Source organism: Alphaproteobacteria bacterium, assembly GCA_040218575.1.
GTDB lineage: Bacteria > Pseudomonadota > Alphaproteobacteria > JAVJRE01 > JAVJRE01 > JAVJRE01.
This window is the reverse complement of the sequence record JAVJRE010000003.1, coordinates 170,158-190,313: the sequence shown is the minus strand read 5'-3', so window position 1 is coordinate 190,313 and position 20,156 is coordinate 170,158. Positions and strand designations below refer to the sequence as shown.

The 20,156-nt window shown below is 65.9% G+C and carries 17 protein-coding genes and 1 tRNA gene; 12 read left to right on the top strand and 6 right to left on the bottom strand.

Translation table 11 applies throughout. The features are described from left to right. Positions 1 to 2 precede the first annotated feature (2 nt). Genes RIE31_04620 through RIE31_04610 form a run of 3 tightly spaced genes read left to right on the top strand, consistent with a single transcriptional unit; the run spans position 3 to position 2,192 of the window. Positions 3 to 1,118, top strand: a complete 1,116-nt coding sequence (locus RIE31_04620; protein ID MEQ8639878.1) for a 5-(carboxyamino)imidazole ribonucleotide synthase — start codon at positions 3 to 5, stop codon at positions 1,116 to 1,118. Continuing rightward, on the top strand, positions 1,115 to 1,552 hold the full coding sequence (locus tag RIE31_04615; protein ID MEQ8639877.1) for a heme-binding protein: 438 nt from the start codon (positions 1,115 to 1,117) through the stop codon (positions 1,550 to 1,552). Before RIE31_04620 ends, RIE31_04615 begins: the two co-directional genes overlap by 4 nt. Before the next feature lie 43 nt (positions 1,553 to 1,595). After that, entirely contained in the window at positions 1,596 to 2,192 is a 597-nt protein-coding gene (locus RIE31_04610; protein ID MEQ8639876.1) for a nitroreductase, read from the top strand. 17 nt (positions 2,193 to 2,209) lie between these two features. Here RIE31_04610 and ettA read toward each other — a convergent pair whose 3' ends face one another. Further along, positions 2,210 to 3,892 carry an energy-dependent translational throttle protein EttA gene (ettA, locus tag RIE31_04605; GenBank protein ID MEQ8639875.1) on the bottom strand — a complete coding sequence of 561 codons (1,683 nt, stop codon included), beginning with the start codon at positions 3,890 to 3,892 and terminating at the stop codon, positions 2,210 to 2,212. A gap of 606 nt (positions 3,893 to 4,498) precedes the next feature. Then, positions 4,499 to 4,572, bottom strand: a tRNA-Gly gene (locus RIE31_04600). Positions 4,573 to 4,770: 198 nt separating this feature from the next. Here RIE31_04600 and RIE31_04595 point away from each other — a divergent pair. From RIE31_04595 to argE, 8 genes are all read left to right on the top strand, one after another. Continuing rightward, positions 4,771 to 7,872, top strand: a complete 3,102-nt coding sequence (locus RIE31_04595) for a phosphoenolpyruvate carboxylase (protein ID MEQ8639874.1) — start codon at positions 4,771 to 4,773, stop codon at positions 7,870 to 7,872. Between the two features lie 67 nt (positions 7,873 to 7,939). After that, a complete protein-coding gene (locus RIE31_04590; protein MEQ8639873.1) occupies positions 7,940 to 9,148 on the top strand; it encodes an ABC transporter substrate-binding protein in 1,209 nt (402 codons plus the stop codon). A gap of 27 nt (positions 9,149 to 9,175) precedes the next feature. Then, complete coding sequence (locus RIE31_04585; GenBank protein MEQ8639872.1) at positions 9,176 to 10,861, top strand: ABC transporter permease; 1,686 nt, start codon at positions 9,176 to 9,178, stop codon at positions 10,859 to 10,861. Continuing rightward, a complete protein-coding gene (locus RIE31_04580) occupies positions 10,858 to 11,571 on the top strand; it encodes an ATP-binding cassette domain-containing protein (GenBank protein ID MEQ8639871.1) in 714 nt (237 codons plus the stop codon). Before RIE31_04585 ends, RIE31_04580 begins: the two co-directional genes overlap by 4 nt. A gap of 112 nt (positions 11,572 to 11,683) precedes the next feature. Then, on the top strand, positions 11,684 to 12,076 hold the full coding sequence (apaG, locus tag RIE31_04575; GenBank protein ID MEQ8639870.1) for a Co2+/Mg2+ efflux protein ApaG: 393 nt from the start codon (positions 11,684 to 11,686) through the stop codon (positions 12,074 to 12,076). 88 nt (positions 12,077 to 12,164) lie between these two features. Then, a complete protein-coding gene (folE, locus tag RIE31_04570; GenBank protein MEQ8639869.1) occupies positions 12,165 to 12,812 on the top strand; it encodes a GTP cyclohydrolase I FolE in 648 nt (215 codons plus the stop codon). A 3-nt stretch (positions 12,813 to 12,815) separates the two neighbouring features. Continuing rightward, a complete protein-coding gene (locus RIE31_04565; protein MEQ8639868.1) occupies positions 12,816 to 14,264 on the top strand; it encodes a TrkH family potassium uptake protein in 1,449 nt (482 codons plus the stop codon). Between the two features lies 1 nt (position 14,265). Next, a complete protein-coding gene (argE, locus tag RIE31_04560) occupies positions 14,266 to 15,459 on the top strand; it encodes an acetylornithine deacetylase (GenBank protein ID MEQ8639867.1) in 1,194 nt (397 codons plus the stop codon). Between the two features lie 36 nt (positions 15,460 to 15,495). Here the strand turns inward: argE and RIE31_04555 are convergent, their stop codons facing one another. The 4 genes from RIE31_04555 to RIE31_04540 form a co-directional block, all read right to left on the bottom strand. Next, positions 15,496 to 16,074 carry a hypothetical protein gene (locus RIE31_04555; GenBank protein ID MEQ8639866.1) on the bottom strand — a complete coding sequence of 193 codons (579 nt, stop codon included), beginning with the start codon at positions 16,072 to 16,074 and terminating at the stop codon, positions 15,496 to 15,498. Positions 16,075 to 16,160: 86 nt separating this feature from the next. After that, a complete protein-coding gene (locus tag RIE31_04550) occupies positions 16,161 to 17,207 on the bottom strand; it encodes an Hsp33 family molecular chaperone HslO (protein MEQ8639865.1) in 1,047 nt (348 codons plus the stop codon). Further along, positions 17,194 to 18,123: an ornithine carbamoyltransferase gene (gene argF, locus RIE31_04545; protein ID MEQ8639864.1), complete on the bottom strand. Its 930-nt coding sequence runs from the start codon at positions 18,121 to 18,123 to the stop codon at positions 17,194 to 17,196. Before argF ends, RIE31_04550 begins: the two co-directional genes overlap by 14 nt. Further along, positions 18,120 to 19,334, bottom strand: a complete 1,215-nt coding sequence (locus RIE31_04540; protein MEQ8639863.1) for an aspartate aminotransferase family protein — start codon at positions 19,332 to 19,334, stop codon at positions 18,120 to 18,122. Before RIE31_04540 ends, argF begins: the two co-directional genes overlap by 4 nt. Before the next feature lie 182 nt (positions 19,335 to 19,516). Here RIE31_04540 and RIE31_04535 point away from each other — a divergent pair, with 182 nt between their 5' ends. Continuing rightward, a complete protein-coding gene (locus tag RIE31_04535; GenBank protein MEQ8639862.1) occupies positions 19,517 to 20,149 on the top strand; it encodes a RecX family transcriptional regulator in 633 nt (210 codons plus the stop codon). The last annotated feature ends 7 nt before the right edge of the window (positions 20,150 to 20,156 follow it).

Genomic DNA, 20,156 nt, shown 5'->3' with positions numbered 1-20,156 from the left:
ACGTGACAGAGACAAGACCTGCGCCACCGCCGCCCCTGCCGCCGGGCTCCACCATCGGCATCGTGGGTGGCGGCCAGCTCGGCCGTATGACCGCCATGGCCGCGGCACGTCTCGGCTATCGCTGTCACATCTTCGCGCCGGAAGCCGCGCCACCGGCCGGCGACGTCGCCGCCGCGGTCACCCGTGCCGACTATGAAGACACCGCTGCACTGGACGCTTTTGCCGGGCAGGTGCAGGCGGTAACCTGCGAGTTTGAGAATGTGCCGGCGACGGCGCTGCAGCGGCTTGCCGGCCATGTGCCGGTGCGACCGGGCCCGGAGGTCTTTGCGGTGGCACAGGACCGCCTGGCGGAAAAGCGCTTTCTCAACAAGGCCGGACTGGCCACGGCGCCGTATCATGCGGTGGCCAGCGCTTCTGACGTGGCCGCTGCCCTGGCGGCACTCGGCGGCCAGGGCCTGCTCAAGACCACGCGCCTGGGCTATGACGGCAAGGGGCAGGTGCGCCTCGGCGGGCCTGTATCGGCCGACGACGCCTGGGCCTCACTCAACGCTCCAACCGGCATCGTCGAGGGATGGGTCGATTTCTCCCGTGAGGTCTCGGTCATCGTCGCCCGCGGCGGCGACGGCGCCATGGCCAGTTACGAGCCTGTTGAAAATGTTCACCGCGACGGGATTCTCCGCACCTCGACGGTGCCCGCCCGCATCAGCCAGGCCACCGCCGATCAGGCGACGGACGTCGCCCGGCGCGTTGCCCGGGCCTTCGATCTGGTGGGGCTGGTGGCGGTTGAAATGTTCGTCGCCCGCGACGGGACCGTGTTGGTCAACGAAATCGCGCCGCGCCCCCACAACAGCGGGCACTGGACTATTGATGCCTGCGCCTGCAGCCAGTTTGAGCAATGTGTTCGCGCCGTCGCCGGCCTGCCGCTGGGTGTCACGGCCCGCCATTCCGACGCGGTCATGTCCAACCTAATAGGCGAGGATGCAACCCGCTGGGCCGACCTGGCGGCGGAGCCAGGCGTCTGCCTCCACCTCTATGGCAAGGACAAGGCGCTGCCGGGACGCAAGATGGGTCATGTCACTCGTCTGGCGCCGCGCACGGCGGCCGGGACACTGTCTTGACCCGTCTCACCACAGACGAGGCGCTGGCCATCATCACCGCCGCGCGAGCGTACCGCCGGGCTTCCGGTGCGCCGCCGCTGGCCTATGCGGTGGTCGACGATGGCGGCCATCTGCTGGCCGTGGCGCGCGATGAATCGGCCGGGCGTCTGCGCGCGGAGATCGCTATCAACAAGGCCTGGAGCGCGGCGGTGATGGGCTTTTCCACCGAGACACTGGCGCGGCAGACGACTGGCTACGAGAACTGGTTCGCCAGCCTGCAGGGGGCGGCCGGCGGGCGCCTCTTCGCCAGTGCCGGCGGTCTGCGGGTGCGGCGCGCTGAGACAGTCATCGGCGCATTCGCCGTAGCCGGCGGCGCCTCAGCCGAGGACGTAGCCGTGGCGCGGCAGGCCATAGAGGCGGCCGGCCTTGCCATTGCCGAAGACACGCATACCTGACCCGAAGCCGATGCGGCCCGCAGCTCGAAACAACGGATCCCCTATGACTAATCCCACGCTCGATATTCTACACACGCGCCGCTCGGTCGTGGCTCGCAACATGACCGGGCCGGGGCCCGATCGCGCAATGATCGAGGAGATCATCCGCTGCGGCCTGCGGGTGCCGGACCATGGCAAGCTGGGCCCGTGGCGCGTACTGATTCTGGATGATGGTGCGCGCACCTGGCTTGGCGACGTTCTGGCGGATGCGTTCCGCCGCGACAATCCCGATGCCGGAGACGAAAAGATAGAGGCGGCGCGCGGCGTTCTGCTGCGCGCACCGTCCGTTCTGTGTGTTATATCCCATGTGCGGTCCGGCAAGATCCCGGAATGGGAGCAGGTGCTGTCCGCCGGTGCTGTCTGTCAGAACATGCTGGTGGCGGCAACCAGCCTCGGCCTTGCCTGTCAGTGGCTGACTGAGTGGTACGCCTATGAGCCCGCCGTGTGGCGGGCTCTTGGTCTGGCCGACAACGAACGCATCGCCGGCTGGATCTATCTGGGCTCGACCGACCACCCGCCGAGCGAACGGCAGCGACCGGCATACGAGGACGTGGTCAGCGACTGGCGCCCGCCGGCTCCGGCAGACTCTGCCGCCACCTGAGCGCGCCGGCAGTGGTTCTACGCGCGGGCCAGCGGCTTGTAGCGGACCCGGTGCGGCTCCGTCGCCTCGTCGCCCAGACGACGACGCTTGTCCGCCTCATACTCTTCGAAGTTGCCCTCGAACCACTCCACCTGGCTGTCGCCTTCGAAGGCCAGAATGTGCGTGGCTATGCGGTCGAGAAACCAGCGATCATGGCTGATGACCACCACACAGCCGGCAAAGTCCAGCAAAGCGTCTTCCAGCGCGCGCAGCGTATCCACATCCAGATCATTGGTCGGCTCGTCCAGCAGCAGCAGGTTGGCGCCGGACTTCAGAACCTTGGCCAGGTGGACCCGGTTGCGCTCGCCGCCTGACAGCAGGCCCACCTTCTTCTGCTGGTCCGGTCCCCTGAAGTTGAAGGCGGAGCAATAGGCCCGGCTCTGCACCTCGCGCTTGCCCAGCATGATCATCTCATTGCCGCCGGAAATCTCTTCCCACACGGTCTTCTTGCCATCCAGCGTGTCGCGGGATTGATCCACATAGCCAAGGACCACCGTTTCGCCCACCTTCAGCACACCTTGATCCGGCGACTCCTGGCCGGCGATCATGCGGAACAAAGTGGTCTTGCCGGCGCCATTGGGTCCGATCACACCGACAATGCCGCCAGGCGGCAGACGGAAGTTCAGGTCATCAATCAGCAGGACGTCGCCGAATCCCTTGGACACGTGCTGCGCCTCGATAACGACGTCGCCCAGACGCGGACCGGCGGGAATTGAAATCTGTGCGCGCGCCTGGCGCTGCTCGGCTTCCTGGCCCAGCAATTCCTCATATGCACGAACCCGCGCCTTGCTCTTGGCCTGGCGCGCCCGCGGGCTGGCCCGGACCCATTCCAGCTCGTTGGCCAGTGTGCGGCGACGCGCGTCCTCGCTGCGCCCTTCCTGCTCCAGGCGTTTTTCCTTCTGCTCCAGCCAGGATGTGTAATTACCCTCCCAGGGGATTCCCTGGCCGCGGTCCAGTTCCAGAATCCAGCCGGCCGCATTGTCGAGGAAATAGCGGTCGTGGGTCACTGCGACGACTGTGCCCGGATAATCCTGCAGAAAGCGCTCCAGCCAGGCGACGGATTCCGCGTCCAGATGGTTGGTCGGTTCATCCAGCAGCAGCATGTCCGGCCGTGACAGCAACAGGCGGCATAGCGCCACGCGGCGGCGCTCGCCACCGCTAAGTGACGTCACGGCCGTGTCGCCCGGCGGGCAGCGCAGGGCGTCCATGGCGATATCCACCTTGCGCGGCAGGTCCCACGCATCCTGCGCATCGATCTGCTCCTGCAACTGCCCCTGCTCATCAATCAGAGCGGCCATCTCGTCGTCGCTCAGGGGCTCGGCAAAACGCGCCGACAGGGATTCGAAGGCGTCTATCAACGCCTTGGTGCCGGCCACCCCCTGCATGACATTGTCCAGCACTGTCAGATCGGGGTCCAGTTCCGGCTCCTGCGCCAGATAGCCGACCCGCACGCCATCCGCCGCCCAGGCCTCGCCGGTGAAGTCCGTGTCGAGGCCGGCCATGATCTTCAACAGCGTGGACTTACCGCTACCGTTCAGTCCCAGAACGCCGATTTTCGCCCCCGGCAGGAAGCTCAGCCACACATCCTTCAGGACCTGCTTGCCACCGGGCCAGGTCTTGCCCAGGCCCTTCATGACATAGACGTATTGCGGGGTTGCCATGGCGCGGCCGCCTCCGATTGCCAGTGCGTATCGATCCGTCGATGCGGACCTTTCGCATACAGGACCGCGGACTGGCAAGGACGGCGCCCAAACGGTGCCGCAGACTGGCGTCAGGCGGCTAGACTCAAGGCGCTGAGTCAGGAAAGGCTGGCGCGCCACTGTCCTGGCAATCGCGCATACGCGCAGCGTGGGCCATGACGCTCAATAATGGCCCTGGCCGGATCCACCGGGGACGGACCGGCAGCCCACGTCCCCGGATTGATAATCGTCAGGGCCGGTCCGCCTATTGCCGCCGCCAGAAAGGTGCGGTGCACCGGCGGCCGGGCGTAGGCACAGGCGACCTCACGGCGGCTCGCCCGGCCTGCCCCCTTTACCTGCCTTCGCCATGGTCCGCCCCCTTTGTGCGCCCTCGTGGGCGCGACCGGCGGTCGCCCATCCCAGCCTCAGCTTGCCGGGATCAAGCCGGGATCAGGATAAAGCAGTCCGTGCCGCAGCCGGCGGCTGGTTGCGACCATGACCGCGCGAGGCACATACGCCGTGCGGGGCAACAGCCTCCGCAGGGGCGCAAACGCTGGCATCGGCCAGGAAGGCCGGATGCCGACTGGCTGGAGCGGGTGAAGGGAATCGAACCCTCGTCACTTGCTTGGGAAGCAAGAGCTCTACCATTGAGCTACACCCGCGGAGATTTCCGCCAGATCCAGGCGGCGCGATCCCCGCACGCCTGGCGACACCCCTATACTTGCCCGGGCCTGTACCCGCCCGGCCGCCGGGATCGGCAAACACTATCGCCGGGCAGGCGGGCCGTGATTGCATCGACTGGCCGAAACCGGCATAGGAGGGAGTTTGCCTCGACCACCCTTTCCGCTTCAATAGACGTCATGAGCCCCAGCGACAGCAAGAACACCACACCGCCCGCCCGCGCCTTTGGCGTTCAGGGCAACCGAATCGACTGGCATCACCTGCTGCGGGCGGCGACTCCGACACGGGCGGAAAGCCTGCAGGGCGGCGACGTGGCGCGGACCGAGAAGCTCCACCGCATCCTGCTGGACAAGCTTCACGAACTGCGTGACCACACGCACGAGGATCCCTATTCCAACCCCATTGAGCTGCTGGCCCTCCAGGTCTCGGATGGCCTGGACGGTGGCCGGCTGGACGAAAGCGATATCGAGGACCTGATCCGCCGTCTGACGGTCATCGCCTTCCTGGCCCGGGCGCGGCGGGTCGGCCGCTATCTGGGCGAACGCGACCCCGACAAGAACCGCGATATTATCCGCCGCCTGATCCACACAACCGCCCACCGCACGGACTCAGGTGCCATCGCAAAGAAGCCGGTGCCGTTCTCCACCTTCCGCAAGCGGCTGGAGCGCGAGGTATTCGGCATTGTCTTCACGGCGCACCCGACCTTCAGCCTGAACAGCAACCTGCTGCACTCTCTGTCGGAACTGGCCATGGAGCGCGACCCCAGCGGCCAGCCGCTGACCGGTGATGACTATCACCGCCACATCCGGCGCGCCTACACCTTCGAGCACCGGCCTGAGCCGCGTATTGACCTGCGCCTGGAGCACGACCTGTCACTGGAGGCCATCAACAATACCCAGGCCGCCATGCGGCAGATCTACAATCTGACTCTGGACGTGGCGCGCGACCTCTATCCCGACCGCTGGACGGAGCTCAGGCCGCGTCTGATGTCGGTCGCCACCTGGGTCGGCTACGACACCGATGGTCGGGTGGATATCCGCTGGTCCGATACCTACTTCATGCGGTTGCGCGTTCGCGAGCGGCAGATCGACGGCATGCTGGAACAGGTGCGCGACGTCAGCGCACGCTGGCGCGATGGTGCCGGAGCACCGTTTGGCGCGGCGCTGGACGATCTCGATAAGGTTCTGGCGACGGCGGCGGACGAAATCGAGTCCGAAATCGAACCCTTTGATTCCATTCGCATCCAGGATCGTCAGTGGCTTGGCTGGGTGCAGCGCGTATCACGTCGCATGTACGAAAGCCGTGATGACCGTCTCGTTTCACCGCTTTCCCTGCTCGGCCACGTGAATCAGGCCATCGATGCGGCGCCCGATGACGCGGCGCGCCAGGCCTTGTGTGTGCTGCGGGCCGAGATCGCCAATTATGGTCTGGGTGTCGCCCACACCCATGTGCGGATCAATGCGCGACAGATTCATAACGCTATCCGCAAGACCATCAACATGTCTACCGAGCCTGATGATCAGGGCAACCGGCGCACCTATCTGACGGCGATCAACACGCTGCTTGATACGGTCAAGCCGATCCAGGTGAACTACGGCTCGCTTATGGCCGAATCATCGACCGCCAAGCGTGTGTTCATGCTGGTCGCTCAGATGCTCAAATACATTGATTGCGACACGCCGATCCGCTTTCTCATCGCCGAGACAGAGACCCCGTTCACCCTGCTTGCGGCGCTTTACTACGCCCGGCTGTTCGGCGTCGAGGACAAGGTTGATATCTCACCGCTGTTCGAGACGCCACGGGCTTTCGACAGCCCGGAATCAGTGATTGCCGAATGTCTGCGCAACCCGCACTACCGCGACTATTTGCGCAAGCGCGGCCGCATGACCATCCAGACCGGCTTTTCTGACGCCGGCCGCTATCTTGGTCAGACCACCGCGTCAGTGTCGGTGGAGCGTCTCAAGATGAAGATGGTCCGCCTGCTCAACGAGCACGGGTTGAACGACCTGGAGCTGGTGGTGTTTGACACGCACGGCGAATCCATTGGCCGCGGCGCCCATCCATCCAGTTTTGAGGACCGCCTCGACTACACCATGCCCATGGAGGCGCGTCGGCGTTTTGCCGCCGCCGGCATCCGCATAAAGCCGGAAGTCAGCTTCCAGGGCGGTGACGCCTACATGATGTTTCTTACACAGCCGATTGCCTTTGCCACGGTGACGCGGGTTCTGGAGTTCGCCCTGACACCACCGGACACCGCCAATGAAGACCCCTACTACCAAAGCGTGGATTTTGCCGCGGAGTTCTTCATTTCGATCCGCCAGTTTCAGACCCAGCTCATGCGCGATCCTAACTATGCCGCCCTGCTCGACATGTACGGCACCAACATGCTCTACAGCAGCGGGTCGCGTGCAACCCGGCGGCAGAGCGACGCCTATGGCGGCCGCGCAGAGTTGAGCCACGCCTCGCAAATTCGCGCCATTCCGCACAACAGCATCCTCCATCAGCTTGGCATGCTGGCCAATACGCTTGGCGGCGCCGGCCGCGCCGTCGCCAAGGACCCGGAGCAGTTCGCCCGTCTCTATCGCACCTCACCGCGCTTTCGCCGTTTGTTCGGCATGGTCGAGTGGGCGCTGCAGTTCAGTAATCTGGATGTCTTCCGCGCCTATATCAGCAATCTGGTGCCGGACCGCTGGCTGATCCGCGCCGCTCATGAAAGCGACGCCGGCACCGTTCAGGTGTTGCGCCATGTGTCGGAGCACCTTGAGGAGGCCGGTGCCCACCGCCGCCTCAGCGAGATCTTTCGCATTCTGGAAAAAGATTTCCTGGACCTTCGCGCCGGGATTGCCATGGCGTTTCCCGACGGCATGGGGCGTACGCCGGGTGAGCCTGACGTCGGGGGCATCGCCGGCATTGACGACGATGTGCGGGACAATCTCCATCTCCTGCACGCCCTCAGGATTGTCCTCATTCACCGCATCTATATGCTGGCCACTCAGATTCCGCATTTCAGCGAGCGTCCACCCATTAGCTGGGATCAGCTTATCGTGAACACACTGCATCTGGATGTGGACAGCACGACACAGTATCTCGCCACCATCTTTCCCGAGGCAGGGGAAGCCGTCAGCCTTGACGGCTTTGGTGAGCCTGCCTCCTATCGCAGCGAGGATGCCCGGTCCTATGAACGCGAACACGAACGGATTTTCCAGCCGTTGGGTCGCCTGCACGAACTCACCCGACGCATCAGCAGCGCCATCATCCACACCATCGGCGCTGTTGGCTGACCGTTTGGCGCCAGCGAGGCAGCGGGCGTGCCGGCCACGCTGCCGGCCGGCGCAGCACCTGGGCGCCATGGCCGCAGTTCTGCTGGCGGCCGTGCTGCTGGTATCGGCCGCGGCCGGACCCGTATCTCCTGCCCAGGCTCAGGACACCACCTGGGGCGCCACACTGGCCGCCGCCCGCGATCAGACCGTCTACTGGAATGCGTGGGCCGGCGACGAAAGAATCAATGCCTATATTCAGTGGGTGGCTGACGAAGTGGCGGTGCGCTACGGCATCACACTGCAGCATGTGAAAATCACCGACACCGCAGATGTGGTGTCGCGGGTAGTGGCGGAGAAAGCGGGTGGTCGTCTCTCCGGCGGTTCGGTGGACCTGGTCTGGATTAACGGCGAAAACTTCAAGGCCATGAAATCCCGGGACCTGCTCTTCGGACCCTTCGTTGACCGGCTGCCCCATTTTGGACTGATTGACCCTGACGAAAAGCCGACCACCGTGATCGACTTCACGGAGCCGGTCGACGGCCTGGAAGCGCCCTGGGGAATGGCCAAGGTCGTCTTCATGTATGACACCGCGCGCCTGACGGCTCCGCCACGGTCAATCGCCGCCATGCTGGCCTGGGCGGCAGCCAATCCAGGTCGCCTGGCCTATCCGCAGCCGCCGGACTTCACCGGCACCACATTCCTCAAGCAAGCCCTGCATGAGCTGGTGGCCGACCCGACAGTGCTGCAGTCGCCGCCAACTGACGAGACCTTTGCCACCGTCACTCAACCTCTGTGGCAGTGGCTGGCCGCCATCACGCCGCATCTGTGGCGTGGCGGGCGCGCCTTTCCCGCCAACGAGGCGGCGTTGCGCCAGCTCCTGGACGATGGTGAGATTGACATCGCCATCACCTTCAACCCGGGTTCCGCGTCCTCGGCCATTGCCCAGGGCCTGCTGCCGGATACGGTGCGCACCTATGTGCTCGATGGCGGAACCATCGCCAATACCCACTTTGTCGCCATCCCGTTCAACGCCAGTGCGCCGGAAGCGGCCATGGTCGTGGCCGACTTCCTCCTGAGCCCCGAGGCCCAGGCACGCAAACAGGACCCCCGTCTGTGGGGCGACCCGACGGTTCTCTCCATGGCGCGGCTGTCGGACGCAGAGCGCGCCCTGTTTGACGCTCTGCCGCTGGGCATCGCCACCCTCTCGCCGGCTGATCTGGGTCGTGCCCTGCCGGAGCCTCATCCCGAATGGATGACCCGCATCGAGAGCGAATGGCGTCGCCGCCACAGTCAGTGATCGCCCGTCGACAGTCGGACTGACACCATGCTGCGGCTGGCGCCCGCCGCCACAATTCTCCTCTTTGTCGGCCCCGTTGCCATCGGCCTGGCCGGCGTCATCCTTCCCTCGTTCGGCTATCTGCCGGCCCTCGGCGGCGACAGCATCTCGCTGCAACCATGGCGCCGGATGCTGGCGGAGCCTGGCCTGCTTACCGCCGCGCGGCTCAGCCTGACCACAGGCTTCGCTGCCACCGCCTTGTCCCTGGTCATCGCGCTCGGTTTTGTCGCGGCGTGCCACGGGACACGCATGTATGGCCGGGTGCGCCACATGCTGGCGCCGCTTCTGGCCGTGCCCCATGCCGCGGTCGCCATCGGCCTCGCCTTCCTGATCGCACCGTCCGGCTGGGCCAGCCGCCTGGCGTCGCCCTGGGCGACCGGCTGGCAGACGCCCCCGGACGCTTTGATCATTCACGATACCCTGGGGCTCAGCCTGGTGGCCGGACTGGTGGTGAAGGAAGTGCCTTTTCTTCTGCTGGCGATCATGGCCGCGCTCAACCAGTTGCCGGTCGAACGCAGCCTGGCCACCGCCCGGACCATGGGCTATGGCGCGGTTGCCGCATGGGGCAAGGCGATCCTGCCGCTCATCTACCGCCAGATCCGTTTGCCGGTCTATGCGGTTCTGGCCTTCTCCATGAGTGTCGTTGACATGGCCATTATTCTGGGCCCGACGACGCCCGGCCCCCTGGCGCGAGAGATCATGCGGCTATTCAACGATCCCGACCTGTCACAGCGTTTTGTCGCCGCCGCCGCTGCGGTGTCACAGGTTCTGCTGGTGCTGGCGGCCATCGCCGTGTGGCGACTGGGCGAACTCTGTGCCGGCCGCGCCCTCCGGGTGTGGCTCAGTGATGGCCGCCGCCATGTTCAGGACCGGGCCATACGCTGGCCGGTGACCATCGCGCTTTCCCTGTTGCTGACCGTTGCTGCCGCCAGCTTCCTGGCCATGGCGCTGTGGTCCGTCGCCGGAGTGTGGCGTTTTCCCGACGGTATGCCCGACACCTGGTCACTCTCTACCTGGCATCGGCTGGCCGCGCCGCTCAGCCTGCCCATGACCGTGACGATCACCACCGCGGTGGCCTCGACCGTGCTGGCCCTGAGCCTGGTCCTCGCCTGCCTGGAAAGCGAATACAGGCGGGGTCTGCGGCCCGGCGCCCATGTGTTGTGGCTGGTTTATGTGCCGCTGCTGGTTCCGCAGATCGCCTTTTTATTCGGCAATCAGATTTTCCTGGTGGCTCTGGGGCTGGACGGTCGCTGGCTGGCCCTGATCTGGGCCCATCTTCTGTTTGTCCTGCCATATGTGTTCCTGATTCTGGCGGATCCCTGGCGCGCCCTCGATCACCGCTACAGCGACACCGGCCTGCTGCTCGGCCGCGGGCCCGCCGCTGTGTTCTGGCGAATCAAGCTGCCCATGCTGGTGCGGCCGATCCTGTTTGCAGCAGCCATCGGTTTCGCCGTCAGCGTCGGTCAGTATCTGCCGACTGTCTTCGCCGGCGGCGGACGCCTGCCGACCATCACCACCGAGGCCGTCTCCCTGGCGGCGAGCGGGGATCGCCGGGTCATCGGCGTCTACGCCTTCGCCCAGACAGCGCTGCCCCTGATTGCCTTCTTTGCGGCCCTGGCCGTGCCGGCGTGGCTCGGCCGTCGCCACCGCGGCCTGGTCAGCGTGACACGATGAGCGAAGCCCGCGCCCTCTCCCTGCACGGCATCAGCCTGACCATTGGCGGACACACGCTCTTTCCGCCGCTGGACTGCACGGTGTCGGCAAGCCAGGCCGTCACCGTGATGGGCCCCAGCGGATGCGGTAAATCAAGCCTGCTGGCCTGTATCTGCGGCACGCTCGATAAGTCTTTCGCGGTCAGGGGTGAGGTCCGGCTTGACGGACAGCGTATCGATCACCTGCCACCGGAGCATCGTGGCGTCGGCATTCTGTTTCAGGATGATCTTCTGTTTCCGCACCTTACCGTCGGCGGCAATCTCGCATTCGGTCTGGGCCGGCACATTGCCTCCGGCCGCGCCGAGCGGCGGCGTCTGGTGGAACAGGCGCTGGCCGAAGCGGGGCTTGAGGGCTTTGCCGGGCGTGACCCGGCGACCCTGTCCGGTGGTCAGCGGGCACGGGTCTCGGTCATGCGCGCCCTGCTGGCTCACCCCCGCGCCCTGTTGCTGGACGAACCGTTCAGCCGCCTGGATTCCGGCTTGCGGGACCGCTTCCGCCGCTTCGTCTTTGACCATGCGCGCGAGCGCGGCCTGCCTGTCCTGCTGGTCACCCACGACCCGGATGATGCGGCGGCGGCAGGCGGGCCGGTCATCCAGCTTGGCCGCACGCCACCGACCGATCCACTGGCCGAGCCGGCGGCCAACAGGGCAGCCGGCGACGGCATGGCCTGAGCCGTGCCTGCAGCCACTCCGGCGCGGCGACTTTCCGCTCCTGCGCTGCCGGGGGATAATTGGCCCGCAGTCCAATGCCCCGTTCGAGCCAGCAGCCCAGGCGAGCCAATCCATGTTTTGCAAAACGACCCGCGGTATCACGGTCAGTGTGCAGCCAACCTACCTGGCCAGCCAGTCGTCACCGGATGAAAACCGCTTTGTCTGGGCCTATCATATCGTCATCGAGAACCAGGGTGATCGCACGGTCCGCCTGATCGCCCGCCACTGGCGCATTACTGACGAGCATGGCCAGGTGGAGGACGTTCGCGGCCAGGGTGTCGTCGGCGAACAGCCCACCCTCAATCCCGGCGAGCGCTTCGAATATACCAGCGGCGCGCCGCTGGCCACGCCATCAGGTATCATGGTCGGCACTTACCAGATGGAAACTGTGGACGGTGACGCCTTCGATGTGGCCATACCGGCCTTTTCCCTCGACAGCCCGCACGAAACCCGTCGGGTCCACTAGGCGACGCCCGGCTCGCGCCGCTTCAACCCCGCTGCCGCCCCTGCCGGTGGCTCCCGCCACCAGACCAACCTCCGCACCGGAGAGGCCTATGCCAGCAAAGCCCCCGCCATCCACGCCAACCGCCGACACTGCGGCGGGCGCGGCGCGCCCCGACCGCGCCGCGGCGGAAGAGGCGGTGCGTACGCTCATTCGCTGGGCCGGTGACGATCCGGGCCGCGAGGGCCTGGCCGGCACACCAGGGCGCGTCACCCGCGCTTTCGACGAATGGTTCTCCGGCTATGACAGCGACCCCCGGCAGGTCCTGCAAAAGACCTTTGAGGAAACCGGCGGCTATGACGAGGTCGTGCTGTTGCGGAACATCCGCTTCGAGTCTCACTGCGAACATCACATGGCGCCGATCATCGGCGTGGCTCATGTGGCCTACCTGCCGCGCAGCCGGGTCGTCGGCATCAGCAAACTGGCCCGCCTGGTGGAGGTCTATGCTAAGCGACTGCAAATACAGGAGAAAATGACCAGCGAGATCGCCAACACCATTGATGAGGTGCTGTCGCCACGTGGTGTGGCGGTCATTATCGAAGCGACCCACCACTGCATGACCACACGGGGCATTCACAAACCCGGCGCCACCATGGTGACCAGCCGGCTGCTGGGCCTCTTCCGCAGCGATCCCAGAACCCGCCGTGAGCTTCTGGCCATGATCGGCCAGGGCGGTGCTGCGTCCCTGGTCGCCAGCTAGACCATGCCGGACCTGCGGCCGATCCTGTTTGTCAACGGATTGCTGCTGGCCATTCTGTCTGTGGCCATGCTGGTTCCGGCGCTGGTGGACGCAACGCTGCGCAACCCGGAGTGGGAGACTTTCCTCGGAACCTCCGCTTTCACGCTGTTCGTCGGCGGCGCGCTGACCCTGACCAACCGTTCCGCCGGCAGCCGGCTCAATGTCCGACAGGCCTTCTTGCTGGTCACGTCGGCGTGGGTGCTGATCGCCTTGTTCGGCGCCTTGCCGTTCATTTTCAGCCCCATTGCCATGTCCTTCACCGACGCCTTCTTCGAAGCCATGAGCGGCATCACGACCACCGGGTCGACAGTCATTGTCGGTCTCGATTCGGTGCCGGAAGGCCTGCTCATGTGGCGCGCCATTCTGCAATGGCTGGGTGGTGTTGGCATTGTGGTTATCGCCATCGCCATCATGCCCATGCTGCGTGTCGGCGGCATGCAATTGCTGTCACTGGAGTCGTCGGATACGTCGGAGAAAGCCCTGCCGCGGGCGGCCAGCATCGCCTTTGGCATCGGCGGCATCTACCTATTGCTGACCCTGGCCTGTGCCGTCTTCTACTGGCTGTTCGGCATGGCCGGCTTCGATGCGGTGGCCCATGCCATGACGACCATCGCCACTGGCGGTTTCTCCACCACCGACCGGTCTTTTGCGGCCTTTGACCATGCGGGCGTTCAGTGGACAGGCGTCGTGTTCATGCTCCTGGGCAGCCTGCCTTTCGTTCTCTATCTGCGGGCGGTACGCGGCGACCTCATGGCGCTGCTGGAGGATTCTCAGGTCCGCTGGTTTTTTGGCGCGGTGTCGCTCTTTGTCCTGATCATGATCGCCTGGCTCGTCCTGGAGCAGGGGTTCGCTGTCGGCTGGTCAGTGCGCCATGCCGCGTTCAACATCGTCTCCATCCTTACCGGCACCGGCTATGTAGCATCTGATTTCGGCCTGTGGGGCGGCTTTGCCCTGACCATCTTCTTTCTCATCATGTTCGTTGGCGGCTGTGCCGGGTCGACCACCTGCGGCATCAAGATCTTCCGTTTTCAGATTCTCTATGAAACCGCGCGCACACAGTTTTCACGGCTGCTGCAGCCTCATGGCGTATTCATTCCCTATTTCAACCGGCATCCCATATCCGACGAAATCTCCAACTCCGTACTGGGCTTTTTCTATCTCTACATCGCGGTCTTTGCCCTGCTGGCCGGGATACTGGGGCTGATCGGCCTGGATTTCGTGACCAGCCTGTCCGGTGCCGCCACCGCCATCTCCAATGTCGGCCCCGGGCTTGGCGACATCATCGGCCCCACCGGCACCTTCGCCAGCCTGCCGGACAGCGCCAAGTGGAGCCTCGCCGCGGGCATGTTGCTCGGCCGGCTGGAGCTGTTCACCGTCCTGGTGCTGTTCCTTCCGTCCTACTGGCGTAGCTGACATGGCGACCACACCATCGGGAATCACCTATTCCACCGGCGAGCTGATCGAACGGCTGATCGGCTTCGACACCGTGTCGTCGCGATCAAATCTGGCGCTGATCGACTTTGTTCGCGACTATCTGGCGAGCTGGGGTGTCCCGTCCCGCCTGATTCACAACGCGGAGCGGACCAAGGCCAATCTCTACGCCACCGTCGGCCCGCAGGAGCGTGGTGGCGTCGTCCTGTCGGGGCATACGGACGTGGTGCCCGTTGCCGACCAGGACTGGTCGCGCGACCCCTTCCGCCTGCACAGGGCGGACGGGCGGCTCTATGGCCGCGGCACTACCGACATGAAGAGCTTCATCGCCATCGTTCTGGCGCGTGTGCCCGCCATGCTGGCGTCCCCCCTGGAGACGCCGCTTCACCTTGCTTTGTCCTATGACGAAGAAGTGGGCTGCGTCGGCGTGCCGGACCTCATCCGCGATATCGCCAGCCAGGCGGGGCCAGCCGTGCCACACATGGCCATTATCGGCGAGCCGACCGGCATGAAGGTCATCGCCGGCCACAAGGGCGTGTGGATGTTCGAAACCCTGGTGACCGGCCACGAGGCGCATTCCTCCCAGACCCAGCTCGGGGTCAGTGCCATCATGGCCGGGGCGCAGTTCGTCTCCTTCCTGGCCGGCCTGGCGGAGGAAATGAAGGCGGCGGACAAACTCGATCCGGCGTTTGAGCCTCCCTGGACAAGCATCCATGTAGGCCAGATCCAGGGCGGCACGGCGCACAACATCATTCCCGGGCGCTGCCGCATTGGCTGGGAAATCCGCCCCCTGCCCGGTGAGGACGCCGCGGCCCTTGCCGGCCGCGCCGCCGCCTATGCCCGTGACGTACTGGAGCCGGCCATGCGCATGATCGCGCCCGGCTGCGCCATCGTCACGCAGCCCGGTGTGCGGGTGGCGCCGCTGCGACCCGATGGCAACGCCCGTGTGCAGAACCTGGCGCGCGCGCTCACCGGCGAGAACAGCGTCGGCATGGTGTCGTTCGGCACCGAGGCCGGCCTGTTCCAGGACTCAGGCATCGAAGCGGTGGTCTGCGGGCCAGGCCATATCGCCCAGGCCCATCAGCCCGATGAATACATCGCGCTTGCACAGGTGGAAAAGTGCGAGGCCTTCGTTGACCAGCTCATTGTCTGGGCCCGCGCCAATCGACCCGCATGACCGGCATGACGCCGGCTATGGCCCTGGCTGTGTCCGCTAGTTGACCAGCCATGGATTAAGTGTGATGCGGATCTGCCCTTCCATTTCACGGTTGAGGTCATTCATGGCGGCGGACAGCATGGTAAACCACAACTGCTCGCGATCATTGACCGTCGCGTCTTCCGGCAGGGTCGCATGACGCTGGACTATGGCGCGAACAAAGCCGACTGCTGCGCTTGACGGATTTGGCCTGACCTCCACTCTGGCCTCCAGGGTCATGTCGTAGCGCAGCGTGTGGGCGGTGGTGAACAACCGGCGAATGGCGCCGCCTTCCTCGCGAACCGATGTTTCGGTGACGCTTGCCTGCACCACTTCAAAACGCACGACCTGACCGTCCGATCCTGTCACCTGCAGCCGGTCGTGCGCCCATTGCTGCATGGCGACGGACGGCCGTAGCGGAAACAGGTGCTCCACATTTGGCTCGCTGAGGGTCGGGATATAGCCATCGACCACCTCCACCGTGCCGGCGGTCAGCACAATGGGCGGCAGATGCGTATAGGTCAGGTCCGGATACTCGGTGGCCACCGGCGCCGTGGAGCAACCGGCGGCCACCGCCAGCGCCGCCGCCAGTCCCACAAGAATCGTTCCACCCAGGCGCCACCGTCCGCGCCGGCCACGCCGCCCACGCCGATGACCGCCGCCCTCTCGCTGCCGTGTGCCCATTAGTGGAGTCTCCCTTTGTCAAGGCCGGCGCCGGCCTCCGGCGTGTTGACCACCCGGATATCGGCGCCCGCGCCGTCAGCGCCAAGCTCGGCGACGAAGTCGCGGCTGCAGAACTCACAAGTCATGACCAGCTTGCCGTCCTCGGCCAGATCGCTCAGATCGTCCCGCGGCAGGCTGGCCAGAATCCGTTGGACCCGGTGCTCCGAACAACGACAGCCCCGGCTCAGCGCCTTGCGGGGAAACACTCTCACACCGTCCTCGTGATACAGACGATATAGCAATCGCCTTGCCGGCAGAGTGGCATCGGTCAGCTCGTCCGCCGTGCTTGTGGCCATGAGCATGACTGCGCGGTTCCAGTCCTCGTCACTGACCGGCCCGGAGGACTCGCTGTCATAGGCATTGCGGGCGCCGCCGGGATGCTGCTCATCGGTCGGCAGGCGCTGCAGCATCAGCGCGCCGGCCCGCCACTCCCGGGCGCCGTTCGGCCGCTGGCGCGGCTCGGCCGCCGCCAGGATTCGCGTCTCGATCTGCTCCGACTGGCGGAAATAGTGTTCGGCGCACTGGGCCAGGGTTTCCCCGGCCAGATCCACGATGCCCTGGTAGCGGTCGCCGTCGTCGCCGGGATCGGCGGTGAAGGCCAGATAGCCGCGACCCATCAGCCCCACATCGCCGGCCGCCCGCACCGTGGAATCGACCGACGCCGCCGACAGGCGCTGGGGGTCAAATTTGGCATAGCCGCGCATCTCGCCATCGGCGGTCACATCGGCCACCAGCAGGCTGACCACCCCGTCGCCCTGTGCCTGCAGCGAGAAACTACCGTTGAACTTAAGACCGGCCGCCAGCGCCGACGTCAGGGTCAGCGCCTCGCCCAGCAGGCGCGCCACCGGTTCGGGATAGTCGTGGCGGGTCAGGATGTCATCCACCAGCGGGCCCAGCCGCACCAGCCGGCCACGCACCCCGCCCCCGATGGACTCAATCTGGAAGGGCTCGACGAAATCATCGCCCCGCCCGCTATCGTTCGGCGCCGAGGTCTCAGGCGGCGGCATAGGCATCGTCGAGGCACCAGGCGAGTATGCCCTTCTGGGCGTGCAGCCGGTTTTCCGCCTCGTCCCACACCACCGATTGCGGGCCGTCCAGCACCTCTGAGGTGACCTCTTCGCCGCGATGCGCCGGCAGACAATGCATGAACAGCGCATCATCAGCCGCATGCTGCATGAGGTCGCTGGTCACGCGGTAGGGCAGCAGAAGATTGTGCCGCTCGCTGACCGGGCCCTTGGCTTCGTCTCCCATGCTGACCCAGGTGTCGGCCACGACACAGTCGGCGCCGGTCACCGCCGCCAGCGGGTCTTCGGTCAGCATGACCCGACCGCCCTGGTCGCGCGCCCAGTCGACCATGGCCGCGTCCGGCCGCAGCACCGTCGGGCTGGCGACGCGAATCTCAAAGCCGAACCGTGCCGCCGCCTGCACCCAGGTGGCCGCCACATTGTTGCCATCGCCGACCCACGCCACGCAGCGGTCGCGAATCGGCCCGCGATGCTCCTCATAGGTCATCACATCGGCCATCAACTGACAGGGGTGGGAGCGATCGGTCAGCCCGTTAATCACCGGCACGGTGGCGTGCTGCGCCAGTTCGTGCGCTTTGGCGGGGTTGTCCGTGCGGATCATGATGGCGTCCACATAGCGCGACAGAACACGCGCGGTGTCGGCCACGGTCTCGCCGCGACCAAGGTGCGTGTCCTGCGGCGACATCACCACCACATTGCCGCCAAGCTGGCGCATCCCCACCTCGAACGATACGCGGGTGCGGGTCGATGGCTTCTCAAAGATCATGGCCAGGGTCTTGCCGGCCAGTGGCGGCGCACCGGCGGCGCCGGACTTGAACTTCGTCGCCACCGCCAGAATGCGCCGCAGGGTGTGGCCATCCACCCGGTCGAGATCAAGGAAATGCCGCGGGGTGCTCATGCCGCCGCCCCCGCCGGGGGGGCGGCCGCCTCGGCCTCCTTTGCCACCGTCGCCAGAACGTCAAGGGCATGATCGAAATGCTCGTCTTCGGCAATCAGCGGCGGCAACAGGCGAAAGACATTGTCCCCGGCCACTGCCGCCAGCATGCCGTGAGCACGGCTCGCCGCCACCAGACCGGCATTAGGCACCGCGCATGTGAGGCCCAGCATCAGGCCGCTGCCCCGCACCCCCGTCCACACCGCCGGATGGGCCGCCGCCAGGCGTTCCAGGCCACCGCGAAAGCGCGCCGCGCGCTTTTCCACACCGGCCAGAAAGCCATCGGCCAGCACCACGTCCAGCACCGCATTGGCGACGGCGCTGGCCAGGGGGTTGCCGCCGAAGGTCGAACCATGGGTGCCGGCCGTCATGCTCCGCGCGGCATCGGCCGTGGCCAGGCATGCGCCCATGGGAAAGCCATTGGCGATGCCTTTGGCAACCGCCATGACGTCCGGTGCAACGCCGGCCCACTCATGGGCGAAGAAGCGTCCGGAGCGGCCATAACCGCATTGCACCTCGTCGAACATAAGCAACAGGCCAAACTCGTCCGCCACCTCCCGCAACTGCCTGAGATAACCGTCCGGCGCCGGCCGCACGCCGCCTTCGCCCTGCACCGGCTCCACCAGAATTGCCGCGGTCGCCGGGCCAATGGCCGCGCGCAGCGCGTTCATGTTGCCGAATGGCACATGGTCAAAGCCGTCCACTTCCGGCCGGAAGCCATCCAGATACTTGTCCTGACCGGCAGCGGAGATGGTGGTCAGGGTGCGGCCATGAAAGGCGCTTTCCGCCGTGATGATGCGATAGCGGTCCGGCTCGCCCTTGGCATCGAAGTGGCGGCGGATCAACTTGATACCGGCCTCCACCGCCTCTGCGCCCGAGTTGCAGAAAAAGACCGTGTCGGCGAAGGTGGCGTCGGTCAGCCGCCGGGCCAGTCGCTCCTGCTCGGGAATACGATAGAGGTTAGACGTGTGCCACAGGGCGTCCGCCTGCGATTTCAGGGCTTTCACCAGATGGGGATGAGCGTGGCCCAGAATCGTCACTGCCAGACCGCCGGCAAAATCCAGATAGCGACGGTTGTCGGTGTCATACACCCACACCCCTTCGCCGCGCACCAGCGCCAGGTCGGGATTGCCATAGGTCGGCATGATCGCCGGAATAGGGGCCTGCTCAGCCATGGCTGCGTCCTGCTGGGCGGTCGGACGGAGGATCGGGGGATAGCCGTCTGTTACCGCCGGAATGAACCGGAAACCGTTGAGTATTGGGGCCGTCGTCGCCTCTGTCAACGTCATCGGGCCGGGCCGCCGATGGCCTCTCACGCCATCGCCCATGTGGTCTGCGTGAGCGCGGTCCACCAGCCATGACCCGGTCCGGCTCCTCCGGTTCGGCGCCATCGCCGGCATCCGCGCCCGGCTCCGGGCGGGGGCCGCGGCCGCCCCGCAGAATCACTCTCTCCAGCCTGGAAAACGGCGCTCTCTTCTATCTGCAGCGTTTCGCCTCGTCGAGCGCCAATCTGAAGCGCGTTCTGGAGCGGCGGGTCGCTCGCGCCGCAAAGGTTCGTGACGATGTGGACGCGGATCAGGCGCGCGTGTGGATCGACGACATTGTGCGCCGCTTCGAGCGCTCCGGCCTGCTTGACGATCAGGCCTTTGCCCGGGCCCGGGCAATCACCCTCATGCGTCAGGGGCTGTCCCGTCGCGCCATCAACGCCCGGTTGCGGCAAAAAGGAGTCAAGGCCGATGCCATCGCCGCGGCTCTCGATCACCTGGCGACGGAGGCCGGCGACCCGGATCTGGCCGCCGCCTGCCGGCTGGTCCGTCGCCGCCGGCTCGGCCCCCTGCGGCCTGTGGCCGACCAGGAAGGGCGCCGCCAGCGTGATCTCGCCTCCCTCGCCCGCGCCGGGTTTTCCGCCGCCGTCGCTCTGCGGGTCCTGGCCGCCACGACCGTCGAAGCCCTCGAAGTGCTGGAGGCCGAAGCCTCGCAACAGGCCTGACGGCAAC